This is a genomic window from Cupriavidus sp. NPDC089707 (assembly GCF_044748965.1).
Taxonomy (GTDB): domain Bacteria; phylum Pseudomonadota; class Gammaproteobacteria; order Burkholderiales; family Burkholderiaceae; genus Cupriavidus.
On record NZ_JBIVHB010000001.1, the window covers coordinates 492483 to 507449 of the forward strand.

The 14967-nt window shown below is 67.8% G+C and carries 12 protein-coding genes and 1 tRNA gene; 9 read left to right on the plus strand and 4 right to left on the minus strand.

Features of this window, described 5'->3' with window-relative positions:
• Positions 1–29 precede the first annotated feature (29 nt).
• Together ACIP1U_RS02330 and ACIP1U_RS02335 are read right to left on the minus strand one after the other, a co-directional pair.
• Positions 30–704 (minus strand): hypothetical protein, encoded by a 675-nt coding sequence (locus tag ACIP1U_RS02330; protein WP_400311219.1) that lies wholly within the window; start codon positions 702–704, stop codon positions 30–32.
• Positions 705–837: 133 nt separating this feature from the next.
• Positions 838–2481, minus strand: coding sequence for an ABC transporter permease (locus tag ACIP1U_RS02335; RefSeq protein WP_400311222.1), 1644 nt, complete (start codon positions 2479–2481; stop codon positions 838–840).
• Between the two features lie 123 nt (positions 2482–2604).
• Between ACIP1U_RS02335 and ACIP1U_RS02340 the strand changes: the two genes are divergently transcribed.
• The 6 genes from ACIP1U_RS02340 to ACIP1U_RS02365 all read left to right on the plus strand — a co-directional run bounded on the left by ACIP1U_RS02340 (position 2605) and on the right by ACIP1U_RS02365 (position 9027).
• Entirely contained in the window at positions 2605–3744 is a 1140-nt protein-coding gene (locus tag ACIP1U_RS02340; RefSeq protein WP_400311224.1) for an ABC transporter ATP-binding protein, read from the plus strand.
• Positions 3745–3824: 80 nt separating this feature from the next.
• A complete protein-coding gene (locus tag ACIP1U_RS02345; RefSeq protein WP_400311227.1) occupies positions 3825–5225 on the plus strand; it encodes a replication-associated recombination protein A in 1401 nt (466 codons plus the stop codon).
• A gap of 125 nt (positions 5226–5350) precedes the next feature.
• Positions 5351–6667, plus strand: a complete 1317-nt coding sequence (gene serS / locus ACIP1U_RS02350) for a serine--tRNA ligase (protein WP_400311752.1) — start codon at positions 5351–5353, stop codon at positions 6665–6667.
• An 80-nt stretch (positions 6668–6747) separates the two neighbouring features.
• Positions 6748–6837, plus strand: a tRNA-Ser gene (locus tag ACIP1U_RS02355).
• Positions 6838–7016: 179 nt separating this feature from the next.
• A complete protein-coding gene (locus ACIP1U_RS02360; RefSeq protein WP_400311230.1) occupies positions 7017–7904 on the plus strand; it encodes a DUF1653 domain-containing protein in 888 nt (295 codons plus the stop codon).
• A 1-nt stretch (position 7905) separates the two neighbouring features.
• On the plus strand, positions 7906–9027 hold the full coding sequence (locus ACIP1U_RS02365) for a phosphatase PAP2 family protein (RefSeq protein WP_400311755.1): 1122 nt from the start codon (positions 7906–7908) through the stop codon (positions 9025–9027).
• On the opposite strand, the gene ACIP1U_RS02370 is transcribed toward ACIP1U_RS02365, so the two are convergent.
• Both ACIP1U_RS02370 and ACIP1U_RS02375 read right to left on the minus strand, forming a co-directional pair.
• Positions 8915–10228, minus strand: a complete 1314-nt coding sequence (locus ACIP1U_RS02370) for a hemolysin family protein (protein ID WP_400311233.1) — start codon at positions 10226–10228, stop codon at positions 8915–8917. The genes ACIP1U_RS02365 and ACIP1U_RS02370 overlap by 113 nt on opposite strands.
• A gap of 90 nt (positions 10229–10318) precedes the next feature.
• A complete protein-coding gene (locus ACIP1U_RS02375) occupies positions 10319–11305 on the minus strand; it encodes a LysR family transcriptional regulator (protein WP_400311236.1) in 987 nt (328 codons plus the stop codon).
• A gap of 138 nt (positions 11306–11443) precedes the next feature.
• Between ACIP1U_RS02375 and ACIP1U_RS02380 the strand changes: the two genes are divergently transcribed.
• From ACIP1U_RS02380 to ACIP1U_RS02390, 3 genes are all read left to right on the plus strand, one after another.
• A complete protein-coding gene (locus ACIP1U_RS02380) occupies positions 11444–12730 on the plus strand; it encodes a D-amino acid dehydrogenase (RefSeq protein ID WP_400311239.1) in 1287 nt (428 codons plus the stop codon).
• 99 nt (positions 12731–12829) lie between these two features.
• On the plus strand, positions 12830–13738 hold the full coding sequence (locus tag ACIP1U_RS02385) for a glutamate/aspartate ABC transporter substrate-binding protein (protein WP_400311242.1): 909 nt from the start codon (positions 12830–12832) through the stop codon (positions 13736–13738).
• Positions 13739–13944: 206 nt separating this feature from the next.
• Entirely contained in the window at positions 13945–14766 is an 822-nt protein-coding gene (locus tag ACIP1U_RS02390) for a transporter substrate-binding domain-containing protein (RefSeq protein WP_400311245.1), read from the plus strand.
• The last annotated feature ends 201 nt before the right edge of the window (positions 14767–14967 follow it).

A 14967-nucleotide genomic window follows, 5' to 3' on the forward strand; every position in this document is an offset into this window, starting at 1 on the left:
CGCCGGCCGGTTCCGCATCAGGTTCCACATCAAAGCAGGAACCGCTTGTTTCCCTTCACCTCGGCCGGCTCGACCTTGCGGAACGTCAGCTTGACGCTGCTGTCGAGCCGCCGCCCGGCCTGGCGCCGGATCAGCGCGCGTTGCAGCAGGCCCTTGTGGCCGACCGTGCCTTCCGCATAGGGTTGGTCCCCCACCGTTCCCAGCGCCATTGCGGCCAGCGCCTGGTTGCGCTCCGCCGCACTCTTTTCCAGCAGCTTGTCCAGCGCCATGCGGGCGCGCACCTGCGCGGACAGCGCCGTGTCGCCGGGATTGGCGCGGGCACGCTCCGCGTCCCATGGCAACTGCACCTTGCCCGCCAGCCGGCGCAGCGCCGCGCGCAGTTCGGCGCCGTCCATGCGCGTTTCCTGCACGATCCACACCGCATCATGGCGCACTGCCGCTTCGACATCCGCCATGCGGCGTACCAGCGCGGGTTGCAGATTGGGTGAGGTGAACTGGCGCCCGCGGCGGACCGCATTCAGCGCGATGCGGCGCACCTGCGGGTTGGCGTGGTCGGCAAGGTCGTCAATGATGCGCGCCGCGGTATCGGCGGATTCGATCATCTCGGCCAGTTGTCCCGCCAGCGAGATTTCTTCCACGCCACTCAGCGTGTTGCGGTTGACCAGCCGGTTCAGCTTGAACAACAGGATGTGGTATCGCAGCATACGCCCCCGTCATGCGTTCCGGCGGCAGGCGCCGAAAGGCCCGGCGTGCCGCTGTTTTTTTCCCCGGGCGAGCGCCGGGCCATAAAAGGCTATCGGCGCGGCACGGCGGGACTTGAGCGGGCCGGCGGGCGGCTCAGCGCTGCGCCTCGCGCCGGATCGTGCGCGACAGCATGATCACCGGCAGCAGGCCGACGGCGACGATCACCAGCGACGCGGTCGCGGCTTCGGTCAGGCGTTCGTCCGCGGCAAGGTTGTAGGCCTGTACGGCCAGCGTATCGAAGTTGAACGGCCGCATCACGAAGGTGGCCGGCAGTTCCTTCATCACATCGACAAAGACGATCAGCGCCGCCGTCAGCAGGCTGCCGCGCAGCATCGGGACATGCACGCGCCGCAGCGTGGCGCCGGGGCCGTGGCCGAGGCTGCGCGCGGCGGCGTCCATGCTTGGCGTGATCTTGCCCAGGCCGGCATTGACCGTCTGCAGCGCCACGCCCAGGAAACGCACCAGCAGGGCATACACCAGCGCCGCGATGCCGCCGGTCAGCAGCAATCCGACCGACAGCCCAAACTGCTGCTGCAGCCACGCCGACAGCGCGTTGTCGAAGCGCGCCACCGGCACCAGCACGCCCACGGCGATGACCGAGCCGGGCAGCGCATAGCCCATGCCGCAAAGCCGCGTCATGCCGCGCACCAGCCAGCCGCGCCGGCCGTTCGCGGCGCGTCCGGCGTAGCCGATTGCCAGTGCCACCAGCACGGCCGCCAGCGCCGTCGCGCTGGCCAGCAGGAAACTGTTGCGCACCAGCCCGACAAAGCGCGGGCCAAGCTGGGCATCGCCGTCGGTGAAAGCCATGCGGCACAACATCAGCGCCGGCACCAGGAAGCCCAGCAGCACCGGCACGGCGCAGACCGCCAGCGCGAGCCAGCCGCGGGTGCCGCCGAGCGTCCATGCCGCGGCGCGGCGCTGGTTGCCGTAGACCTGCGCGCGGCCGCGGCTGGCGCGCTCCATCAGCAGGATTGCGGCGACGAACAGCAGCATGCATGCCGACAGCTGCGCCGCCGCATTCTTGTCGCCGAGCGAGAACCACGCCCGGTAGATGCCGGTGGAAAACGTGGGGATGGCAAAGTACGCCACGGTGCCGAAGTCGGCCAGCGTTTCCATCATCGCCAGCGCGGTGCCGGCGACGATGCCGGGCCGGGCCAGCGGCAGCACCACGCGCCAGAGCCGGCTCCAGGTGCCGTGGCCGAGCAGGCGCGCGGCTTCAATCGTGTTCTGTGTCTGCTGCAGGAAGGCGGCGCGCGCCGTCAGGTAGACGTAGGGATACAGCACCAGCGAGAACAGGGCGATGGCGCCGCCCATCGAGCGGATGTCCGGGAACCAGTAGTCGCGCGCCTTCCACCCGGTCAGCTCGCGCAGCCAGCCTTGCACCGGCCCGGCGAATTGCAGCGCATCGGTGTAGGCGTAGGCGATCACATAGGCCGGCATTGCCATCGGCAGCACCAACGCCCATTCCATCACGGCATGGCCCGGGAAGCGGTAGGTCGAGACCAGCCATGCCGTGGTCACGCCGAGCAGCAGCACGCCCGCGGCCACGCCAAGCAGCAGCCAGATGGTATTGAGCACGTACTCTGCCAGCACCGTGTCGATCAGGTGGCGCCAGGTCTCGCCGGCGGGCAGAAGCACGGCCGAGGCGACCACCAGCACGGGTACGGCGATCAGCAGCGCCATCGCGAGCGTGGCCAGGGTCAGGGGATGGAAGCGGCGGCGGCTGGGCAGGAGCATGCGGTGGATTTGATGGAAGCGCGCCCGGACAATGTGGTGCCGGCGCGGCACGCGGGCTGCCGCATTCTAGCAATGCCGTACGAGACGACCCGCGGCGCGGCGCCACGTCCCTATAATGCGCACATGCGGACCGATTCCTATTCCCGATTACCCGGAGCCCAGGCACGCGCGCGGCCGATGGCGCGCAGCGGCACCCACGAGACCGCCGCCGACGCCGCCGACGCCGCTGTCATCGAGGTCGACCGTATCCGGCATGCCTTCGGCCGGCACGCGGTGGTCAAGGGCCTGTCGTTTGCGCTGGCGCGGGGCAATATCGCCTGCTTGCTGGGCCCCAGCGGCTGCGGCAAGACCACCGTGCTGCGCGCCATCGCCGGCTTCGAGCCGTTGCAGGACGGCCGCATCGTGCTGGACGGGCAGACCGTGTCGTCGTCGGGCGCGCTGGTGCCGCCGGAGCAGCGCCGCATCGGCATGGTGTTCCAGGACTACGCGCTGTTCCCGCACCTGGACGTGGCCGCCAACGTCGGCTTCGGGCTGACCCGCGCCGGCCGCGCCGAGCGTGCGGCGCGGGTGGAAGAGGTGCTGCAGTTGGTCGGGCTTGCCGGTTCGGGGCAAAAGTATCCGCACGAGCTGTCCGGCGGCCAGCAGCAGCGCGTGGCGCTGGCGCGCGCACTGGCGCCGCGGCCCGAGTTGCTGCTGCTTGACGAGCCGTTCTCCAACCTGGATGTCGATTTGCGCGAGCGCCTGAGCCTGGAAGTGCGCGCGATCCTGAAGGCGCAGGGCACCACCGCGATCCTGGTCACGCATGACCAGTACGAGGCCTTTGCCATGGCTGACGAGATCGGCGTGATGCATGACGGCGTGATCGAGCAGTGGGGCAGTGCGCACGAGTTGTACCACCGCCCGGCGTCGCGTTTCGTCGCCGGCTTTATCGGCCAGGGGGTGCTGATGCCGGGGCACCTGCGCGGCGATGCGCGGATAGAAGTGGAGCTGGGCATGCTGCACCCGGCGGTGCCCCTGCAGCTGCCCGCGGATGCCGCTGTCGACGTGCTGGTGCGTCCTGACGACATCGTCCACGACGACGCCAGCCCGATGCAGGCGGAGGTGGTGCACAAGGCCTTCCGGGGCGCCGAGATCCTGTACACGCTGCGGCTGGCCAGCGGCGGCCGGGTGCTGGCGCTGGTGCCCTCGCACCACAACCACGCGGTGGGCGAGCGCATCGGCATCCGCGTCGAGATCGAGGACGTGGTCGCGTTTGCCGCCTAGCCCGGCACCCGGCCCGGCACCTGAGCGCGGGACGCCGATGGTCTACACTGTGGCGTTCTGCAATCGCAAGGTTTGATGACGTGGCGGACTCGCTGTTCTCCGATACCCCTGACCGTTCCCGACAACCGCTGGCCGAACGCCTGCGCCCGCGCACCATCGACGAGGTAATCGGGCAGCAGCACCTGCTGGGCCCGGGCAAGCCGCTGCGCGTGGCGTTCGAGTCGGGCGAGCCGCATTCGATGATCCTGTGGGGCCCGCCCGGCGTGGGCAAGACCACCCTGGCGCGGCTGATGGCCGATGCGTTCGACGCCGAGTTCATCGCGCTGTCGGCGGTGCTGTCGGGCGTCAAGGACATCCGCGAGGCGGTGGAACGCGCCGAGCAGTTCCGCGCGCACGGGCGGCGCACGCTGGTGTTCGTCGACGAGGTGCACCGCTTCAACAAGAGCCAGCAGGATGCCTTCCTGCCGCACGTCGAGAGCGGGCTGTTCACCTTCATCGGCGCGACCACCGAGAATCCTTCCTTCGAGGTCAACGGCGCGTTGCTGTCGCGCGCGGCGGTCTATGTACTCAAGAGCCTGGACGATGCCGAACTGACCCAGCTGGCCCTGCGCGCCACTGAAGAACTGGGCGGCAAACAGGGCGAACTGAGCTGGCAGGACGAGGCACTGCAGCTGATCGTGGCATCGGCCGACGGCGACGGGCGCAAGCTGCTGAACAATATCGAGATCGTGGCGCGCGCCGCGCGCACCGCCGGCGCCGCGCAGATCGATACCGTGCTGCTGGGCAGCGCGCTGTCGGAAAACCTGCGCCGCTTCGACAAGGGAGGCGATGCCTTCTACGACCAGATCAGCGCGCTGCACAAGTCGGTGCGCGGCTCGGACCCCGATGCCGCGCTGTATTGGTTCTGCCGCATGATCGACGGCGGCGCCGATCCGCGCTACCTGGCGCGGCGCATCGTGCGCATGGCGTGGGAAGACATCGGGCTGGCCGATCCTCGTGCCGCGCGCATCACGCTGGACGCGGCCGAGACCTACGAGCGGCTGGGTTCGCCGGAAGGGGAGCTGGCGCTGGGGCAGGCGCTGATCTACCTGGCGGTCGCGCCCAAGTCCAATGCCGGCTACAACGCGTACAACGCGGCACGCGCCTTCGTCGGCAAGGACAAGTCGCGAGCGGTGCCTGTACACCTGCGCAATGCGCCGACCAGGCTGATGAAGGAGCTTGGCTACGGCCATGCCTACCGCTACGCGCATGACGAGCCCGAAGGCTACGCCGCTGGCGAGCATTACTTTCCGGACGACCTGAAGGCGCAGGGCTGGTACCAGCCGGTGCCGCGCGGGCTGGAAGGCAAGATTGCGGAGAAGCTGCGCCACCTGCGCGAGCTGGACGATGCCTGGCACCGTGAGCAGCGCGCGGTCAAGTCCCGCGAGAAAGCCAACAACGACGGCGAGAAGGGCGGCAAGGACGGGGGCAAGGGCGAGTAGTTTCCGCCGGACTGCGGCGTCATGCGCCGCCAGTTCGCGCTTCCTGGTCCATGCGGTCCATGCGGGTGCAGTAAAATGGCGGGTCCGCCGGCATGTCGCTGGCCCTGCACTTCACCTCAAGCAACATGCTCGACATCCAGCTGTTCCGCAAAGACATCGACGCCGTGGCGCAACGCCTTGCCACGCGCGGCTTCCAACTCGACGTGGCGGCGTTCCAGGCACTCGAGGCCGAACGCAAGCAACTGCAGACCCAGACCGAGGAACTGCAGGCGCGCCGCAACAGCCTGTCCAAGCAGATCGGCATGCTCAAGGGCAAGGGAGAGGACGCCTCGGCCGTGATGGCCGAAGTCGGCGGGATTGGCGACACGCTCAAGGCTTCAGCCGCGCGGCTCGACGAGATCCAGGCGCATCTGTCAGAGCTGATGCTGTCGATCCCCAACCTGCCGCACGAAAGCGTGCCGGTGGGCAACGATGAAACCCAGAACGTCGAGGTGCGCCGCGTCGGCGAGCCGCGCCAGTTCGACTTTGAAGTGCGCGACCACGTCGACGTGGGCGAGAAGCTGGGCCTGGACTTCGATACCGCGGTCAAGGTGACCGGCTCGCGCTTCTCGATGCTGCGCGGCGGCGTGGCGCGCATGAACCGCGCGCTGGTGCAGCTGATGCTCGACACCCATACGCGGGAACATGGCTATACCGAGATGTACGTGCCGTACATCGTCAACGCCGCGTCGATGCGCGGTACCGGCCAGTTGCCCAAGTTCGAGGAAGACCTGTTCAAGGTGCCGCGCAAGGTGGGTAGCGCCGGTGACGACAATGCGGGGGAGCGCATCGAGAACTTCTACCTGATCCCCACCGCCGAGGTGCCGCTGACCAATATCGTGCGCGACGCCATCGTCGCCGGCGAGAAGCTGCCGCTGCGCTTCGTCGCGCATACGCCATGCTTCCGCTCGGAGGCCGGCTCGTACGGCAAGGACACGCGCGGCATGATCCGCCAGCACCAGTTCGACAAGGTCGAGATGGTGCAGATCGTTCCGGCCGCGCAATCGTTCGACGCGCTGGAAGAGCTGACCGGGCACGCCGAGGCGATCCTGAAGAAGCTGGAGCTGCCGTTCCGCACCATCGTGCTGTGCACGGGCGACATGGGCTTCGGCAGCACCAAGACCTATGACCTCGAAGTGTGGATCCCGGCGCAGAACACCTACCGCGAGATCAGCTCGTGCTCGAACATGGGCGACTTCCAGGCACGCCGCATGCAAGCGCGCATGCGCGCAGGGCAGGGCAAGCCGGAACTGGTGCACACGCTCAACGGCTCGGGCCTGGCCGTGGGCCGCACGCTGGTGGCCATCCTGGAGAACTACCAGAACGCCGACGGCTCGGTCACGGTGCCGACCGCGCTGCAACCTTACATGGGTGGCGTCACTCGCCTGGAACCGGAGCTGTAAAAAATCTGTTGCCGGCCTCTTGCACTGGCCGGTACGGTGTGGCTATAATCTCGGTTTCGCCACACGGCAAAGCAGTTACCGGAGAGGTGGCAGAGTGGTCGAATGTACCTGACTCGAAATCAGGCGTACCGGCGACGGTACCGTGGGTTCGAATCCCACCCTCTCCGCCAGACAAGAAGCTGCCCGGTCTCGACCACCGGACAGGCAACAACAGTGTAGTAAAACTCAGGCCGACGTCCACGCAAGTGAGCGTCGGTTTTGTTTTTTCCGGCGGTCGGTTTCATCGCTGCCAGCGCCTGGCGGTGCACTATCATGGCGATCCAGCGGACTGCCATGAATGAGGCCACCGATGACACTGCCACCCGCCACGCCTGCCGAATTCCACGGCGACCCCGCCGAACTGCCCGACGACCCCGACCTGATTGCCGGCATGCCGTACCGTCACCACAAGGGCGGTGCCTATGCCGTCGTTGGCATCGGGCGCCTTGAGGCCGACCTCGCGCCTGCAGTCGTCTATCGCGCGATGCGCGACCCCGCCTTGCTTTGGGTGCGCCGCGCCGACGTGTTCACCGAACCCGTGGCGACGCTACAGGGTGAGGTGCCGCGCTTCGCGCCGGACTGGCCCGCGGCGCTGGCCTGTCTCGACTTCCTGCCGCGCAAGACGGTGCTGGATGTGCTGGCGCTGCATGACACGCCATACCGGCACTATCACGACCGCCACCATATCCTGCAGATGTTCGATGTCGCCCACGCGCGTGGCGTCGCGCTGGATCCGGCGCAGGCGCTTGCGGCGCTGTGCCATGACGCCGTCTATGTGCCGGGATGCGAGCACAACGAGTCGGCGTCCGCGGCCTTGATCGAGACGATTGCACCGGCGCTGGAGCGCGCAGTGCTCGATCGTGCCGCGCAGATCGTGCGCGACACCCGCACGCATCTGCCGACCATCGACGGCGCGGAAACCGTGCTCGATCTCGACCTGTTCCGGCTGGCCGCGCCCCCCGACGTATTCGATGCCCACAGTGCCGATGTCTTCGCCGAGAACCGCGCCATGCTGGCCGCGCGCACTGGCTTGCAAGGCGATGCGCTGCTGGCGGAGTTCCGGCGCCGGCGCGCCGCCTTCCTCGGCGAGCTGGCGCAGCGGCCGCGACTGTTTTTGACGCCGGCCTTCGCTGATTGCGAGGCGCCTGCGCGCGCCAATATCGCGCGTATCGGCGGCACCGGGGTGGCGGGTGCCTGAACTGCAGACGCGCGTGGCCGCAGCCGCCGATGCCTGGCTGACGCCGGGCACGGCGCTGGGATTGCTGGGCTTGTTCACGCTCGCCACGGTGTTGCTGTTGTGCCTGGTGCCGCTGCTGGTGGCGCTGTTGCGCCCGCTGGTGCGCTGGCTGGACGGCATGCGCGTTTTGGGTGCCGGCGCCTTGTCGACGCGCGTGGCCGCGCAGGATCGGCCGCGCCGGCTGAGCACGTTGACGCTGCGCGTGCTGGAACGCGATATCGCCGAGCTGTTGCTGGTACTCGTGGCTGGCGCCGCGCTGCTGGCTTGCGGGGCAGCGCTGTTCTGGCTGGCCGCCGAAGTGGCGGAGGGCGAGGAAGTGGTCCAGCTCGACCAGCTGGTGTTCGCGCAGCTGCGCGCATGGCGCCGCGACTGGCTCGATATCGCCATGGTCGCAGTGACAGAGCTGGGCGGTGCGCGCATCTCGATGGCGGTCGGCGTGGCGGTGTTCGCATGGCTCTGGTGGCGGCGCGCGTGGGTCACGGCGCTGTACTGGGCCGCGGCGCTGCTTGGCGCGCGCGCCTGCGTGACGGCGCTCAAGCTGGGGATGGCGCGGGTGCGGCCGGCAAGCATCTACAGCGGGCTGGAGTCGTATTCCTTTCCCAGCGGCCACGCCACCAGCAGCATGGTGACGTACGGCTTCCTGGCGTTCCTGCTGTGCCTGCGCCAGCCATGGCGCGTGCGCATCCCGGTGCTGGCGCTGACCGTGGTGGCGGTGGCGGCGATCGGGGTGTCGCGGCTTTACCTGGGCATGCACTGGCTGTCCGACGTGGCCGCGGGCTATGCGCTGGGCCTGGCGTGGATCGCGCTGCTCGGCACCGCCTACCGCACGCTGCACGTGCCGGCGCCGCGGGATGCGGTGGCGCCGTGGCGGCTCGGCGTGGTGGCCGCAGCTGCGGTGGTGGTGGCGTTCAGCTACGTGGCGTGGTTCCGCATGCCGGATACGCTGGAGCAGTATCGCCAGGCAGGATCGGCTACCGCTGCTGCACAGCAGACTCTTCTGGCGACGGCAGGCGCGATACCAGTAGCTGGTCGATCTTGTGATGGTCGATGTCCAGCACTTCAAAACGATAGCCTGCGACGGTAATCGACTCGGATTTCTTCGGGATGCGCTTGAGCGCATAGATCACCAGCCCGCCGGCGGTGTCGACATAGTCCTCGCCGGGCAGCGCATCGAGTTCCAGCGCTTTCTTCAGGTCCACCAACGGCGTCAGGCCGTCGACCAGCCACGAGCTGTCGTCGCGGCGCACGATCTGCTCGTCTTCGCTGGAGTAGAGGATGTCGCCCATCAGTGCGCCGACGATATCGTCGAGCGTGACGATGCCCACCACCAGCCCGTACTCGTTCATCACCACGGCAAAGTTCTGGTGCATCTCGCGGAAGCGCGTCAGCGCCTCGGACAGCGTCAGCGTGTCCGGGATCACCAGCACGTTCTTGTCGTGGTGGCGGCCGATATTGCCGATCACCGCGGCGGTATCGTCCGCAAGCAGCAACTGCAGGATGTCCTTGGAATCGATATAGCCCTGCACGTCGTCAAGGTCGTGGGCGCACACCGGGTATTGCGCGTGCGGCTGGTTCACCAGCTTGCGCCGCACGCTGTCGGCGGGCTCGTCCAGGCTCAGCCAGACCACGTCGTCCCGCGGCGTCATGATTGCGGTGATGCCCTTGAAGCCGAGCTCGAACACGTTCTCGATCAGGTGCAGCTCATGCTTGTGCAGCACGCCGGCCTCGGCCCCGGCATCGACCATGGCGGCGATGTCCTCGGTGGTGATCTGGTCGACCGGCTTGGTCGGCAGGCGCAACAGCCGCAGCGCGGCATCGGCGGCGGCGTTGAAGACCCACACCAGCGGCTTGAGCACGCGCAGCAGCGTCAACATCGGGTCGATCACGGCCAGCGCGCACGCTTCCGGAAATGTCATCGCGATGCGCTTGGGGATCAGGTCGGCAAACTGGATGAACAGCAGCGTTACGATCAGGAACGAGCCGATATTGGCCGCGCGTTGCGCGTGGACCACCTGCATATACGGCGACAGCGTTTCCAGCAGCAGGTCCGACACGTGCTTCTCGCCGAGGATACCGGCGAGGATGGCGACGCTGTTGACGCCGATCTGCACGATGGTGAAGAAATTCCCTGGCTCTTCCTTGAGCAGCAGTACGCGCGTGGCGCGGCCATCGCCGCGCTCGGACAAGACCTGGAGCTTGGTGCGGCGTGCGGCGGTCAGCGCGATCTCGGAGATGGAGAAGAAGGCGCTGACCAGGACAAGGGCGGTCAGGGTCAGGACGAACATAGGCAATCTGGCGCTTGCGGCCAGCGAGTGCAGGCGACCTGATGATGGTGCACCGCCTGTGAAGCTGTCAAATCGGCGCCGGCGCGGCCGTCATTCCAGTATCGCCGTGCGCACTCTGGCGCTGCCAGGCAATGCGGCGTCCAGGCTGACCACCGGCGCTTCCAGCCGCTGCGGCAGCGTTGCCGCCAGGTCTTGCGCGGCCTGCGCGAACTGCATGCGCAGGTCGTCGGCCAGGCTGGAGCCGGCGCGGTGGCTGGCGCGCAGCATCTGGATCTCGAACGGCAGCTCCGGCGCCACGTCATGCAAGGCCAAATGGCCGGGATTGGCGCTGAGCGCGGTGTACTGGTCCAGCAGCGTCAGGCCAAGCCCGGCGTCGACCAGCGCCAGCGCCAGCGAGTACGTCTGCACCTCCAGCGTCGAACGCGGCTCCAGCGCGTGCCGCGCCAGCGTCTGGCGCACCAGCAGGCCGAGCGAGCTGTTGTCGTCATAGCCGATGAAGGGGCGATCCATCAGCCGCTGCATCGGCACCTGGCGGCGGCGCCCCGCGGCGGGCAGTGGCTGGCCGCGCGGCACCGCCAGCAACATGCGGCCGCTAGCCACCGGTTCGCTTGAAATGGCCTCGTGGCGCGGCGGCGAGAAGGCGAAACCCAGGTCGATCTGGTTGGCCAGCAGCGCGCCGACGATCTCGTCGGTGTGATGGGTCAGCACCTGCACCTGTGTGTCGGGGTGGCGCGCGCAGAAGCGCCGCACCGCCGGCACCAGCAGCGGGTTGGCCAGGCTCGGCGTGGCCGCCACGCGCAGGCGTCCGGCACCCTTGTGGCGCAGGCTTTCCGAGACGCGGCGCACCCGCTCGATCTCGCCATATAGCCTTTCGACATCGCCATACAAGGCGTTGGCCTCAGGCGTCGGCTGCAGCCGCCCGCGCACGCGTTCGAACAGGCGGAAGCCGAGCGAGGCCTCGGCATGCTGCAGCACGCGCGTGACCACGGGCTGGGACACGTGCAGCAGGCGCGCGGCTTCGCTGACGGTGCCGGTCAGCATCACGGCGCGGAAAACCTCGATCTGGCGCAGGCGCATGGGATTTGGGGTGTCTGGAACGATAGGCACAGGCCATCCATAGCCTGAAGACATATTCTGGCACGTATTCGCATTGGGCAAGCCGGCCCCCGCTGTTCTACCCTCTGGCATCGATCTTTTGATGCAACAAGGAAGGCAATGCGGGTAGTGATCGTGGGCGCCGGAGTGGTCGGCATGACAACGGCATGGCGCCTCGCCCAGGACGGGCATGAGGTGACAGTGCTGGAACGGCACCAGGGCCCGGGAGAGGAAACCAGCTTTGCCAATGGCGGGCAGCTCAGCTACAGCTATGTGGCGCCGCTGGCCGGACCGGGCGTGATTGGCAAGGTGCCGGGCTGGCTGCTGCGGCGCGATTCGCCCATGCGCTTCCGCCCCGTGGCCGATCCCGCGCAATGGCGCTGGCTCGCCGCCTTCATGGGCGCCTGCAATGCCAGCACCAGCGAGGCCACCACACGCAAGCTGCTGCGCCTGGGCTTCTATTCGCGCGACCAGCTGCAGGCGTTCGTGGCGCAGCACGAGCATGAGGACAGCGGCTTCGGCTTTGATTTTGCGCGGCGCGGCAAACTGGTGGTGCACCGCGACGAAGCGGCGTTCGCCTCGGCCTGCCGGCTGCTGGATTACCAGGCCAGCCTGGGCTGCGAGCAGCAGGCGCTGGACCGTGACGCCTGCGTCGCGCTGGAGCCTGCGCTGGCCGGCATCCGAGACGAGATCGCCGGCGCCATCTACACGCCGAGCGAGGAGGTGGGCGACTGCCACCGCTTCTGCGTGTCGCTGGCACGGTTGCTGCAGCACGGCGGCGGCCGCACTGGCGTGTCGCTGCGTTTCGGCACCGTGGTGCGGGGGCTGGTGCAGCAGGGTGGGCGCGTGGCCGGCGTGCGCACCGATGCCGGCGAGGTGCCGGCCGATGTGGTCGTGGTCGCGGGCGGCATCGGCAGCGTGCCGCTGCTGCGCCCATTGGGCGTGCGGCCGATGCTGTGGCCGCTCAAGGGCTATAGCATCACCGTGCCGCTGGCCAGCGGCGCGCGCGCGCCGCATGTCAGCGTGACGGATTTCGCCAACAAGATCGTGTACGCGCGGATCGGCAATACGCTGCGGGTAGCGGGCATGGCCGACCTGGTGCGCGGCGGCACCCGCATCGACCCGGAGCGGGTCGGCACGCTGGTGGCGCAGACGCGCGCACTGTTCGATGGCATCGTGCCGGACCTGCCGCTGGCGCAACTGCAGCCGTGGGCGGGCCTGCGTCCGGCCACGCCGGACGGGTTGCCGCTGATCGGGCCATCGCGCGTGTCTGGCCTGTGGCTGAACCTCGGCCATGGCGCGCTGGGCTTCACGCTGGCGATGGGCAGCGCCGGCTTGCTGGCCGACCGGCTGGCGGGGCGTCGCCCGGTCCTCGATGCCGCAGATTTCGATGCCGCGCGCGCGTAGCGCAGCGGCATGCAGCAATGGTTCCCGCAGTACCCGTGAGTTCGCATCACCTCGAGAAAACGAGCCTCAATGACCAAGCCCCACTACAAGGAGCGCGACATGAAACCACTGCACACCCGCTTTGCCACCCCCTGCATGCTTGCCGCCGCCGCGCTGCTGCTGGCTGCCGGCGCGGCCCAGGCTGCCGACGGCGACACGCTGAAGAAGATCAAGGACGGCGGCGTGATCTCGCTGGGCTACCGCGAATCGTCGATCCCGTTCTCGTACACCGACGGCAAGGAGGTGATGGGCTACTCGCACGAGATCCTGCTGCAGATCGTCGACAAGGTGAAGAGCGAGCTGAAGATACCGAACCTGCAGGTGCGGCTGACGCCGATCACCTCGCAGAACCGCATCCCGCTGGTGCAGAACGGCACCATCGACATCGAATGCGGCAGCACCACCAATAACCTGGAGCGCCAGAAGCAGGTGGCTTTCTCCAACAGCCTGTTCGTCTACGGCATCAAGATGCTGACCAAGAAGGACTCTGGCGTGAAGGAATTCACTGACCTGAAGGACCGCAACGTGGTCACCACCGCCGGCACCACCGGCGAGCGCCTGCTGGTCAAGATGAACGGCGAGAAGACGATGAACATGAACCTGATCAGCACCAAGGACCATGGCCAGTCCTTCCTGATCCTGGAGAGCGGGCGCGCCGCTGCCTTCGTCATGGACGAGCCGCTGCTGTACGGCGAGCGCACCAAGGCCAAGAATGCGGGTGATTGGGTGGTGGTCGGCGCGCCGCTGCAGACCGAGAACTACGCCTGCATGTTCCGCAAGGACGATCCCTCGTTCAAGAAGCTGGCCGATGGCGTGATCGCCGACCTTCAGACCAGCGGCCGCGCGGAGAAGCTTTACAACAAGTGGTTCATGTCGCCGATCCCGCCGCGCAACATCAACATGAACTACCCCCTGTCGGCAGACATGAAGGCGCTGTTTGCTGCCCCCAACGACAAGGCCTACCAGTAACAGGGAACGGCATAGCCGCCGTGGCCGGATGCATCGCCCGGCGGTTATTTAGCCATAATGAATCGTTATTTCGCCATCGATAGCGTTTGCGGTAGTGTAGAGCCCGATATAGGCTCATAGCAGCACAACCGGCCGGCAGCCCTCCACGAGAGGCCAGGCGGCGTTGGCTGCCTACTTGCTGCTTATCCGCATTCACTGGAGAACATATGCGATCGATTCGTACTGGCTGGTTCAAGTCGCTGCTGGCGGCATCGCTGATGGCTGGAGCTGGCCTGGCGGCTACCGCGGCCCATGCCGCCGACCTGCTCGATACCGTCAAGCAAGCCGGCGTGCTGAAGATCGGCCTGGAGGGCACATACCCGCCGTTCGGCTTCCGCGGCGCCAAGAACGAGCTGGAAGGGTTTGACGTCGACGTCGCGCGCGCGGTGGCGGGCAAGCTGGGGGTCAAGCCCGAGTTCGTCACCACCGAATGGAGCGGCATCATTGCCGGCTTGCAGGCGGGCAAGTTCGACGTGATCGTCAACCAGGTCAACGTCACGCCGCAGCGCCAGCAGGTGCTGGACTTTTCCACGCCCTACGTCTACTCGGATGCGCAACTGATCCAGCGCAAGGACGACAAGCGCCAGTTCAAGTCGCTGGAAGACCTGAAGGGCCACAAGCTCGGCGTCAGCCTGGGCAGCAACTTCAATGACCTGGCCAAGTCGGTGCCGGGCATCGACGTCAAGACCTATCCCGGCGCGCCCGAGTACCTGCGAGACCTGGCGGCGCAGCGTGTCGATGCCGCGCTGAACGACCGGCTGATGGTCGGCTACCTGGTCAAGACCGCCAACCTGCCGCTGCGGCCGGGCGCGGTGGTGGCGGGTGCCACCACGCAGGTGGCGATCCCGTTCCGCAAGGACAACCCCAAGTTCGCGCAGGCGGTCAACCATGCGCTGGATGACCTGCGCAAGGACGGCACGCTCGGCAAGCTGTCGGTGAAGTGGTTCGGCGCTGACGTGACCAAGCCGGCCGGCAAGCCAATCAAGTAAGTCGCTCAAGCAAGCCGGCAAGCAAGCCGGCAAGCAAGCCGGGCGGTATCATGTCGCGGGGGGGGGGGGGGGGGGGGGGGGGGCGCGCGGGGGGGGGGGGGGGGGGGGGGGGGGGGGTTGTTTTTTTTGGGGGGCCGCACACCGAGGCAACCCCCCCCCCCGAAGCCGGCTGGCAGCGTGAGGAGGAGGGGGAGCGGGGCG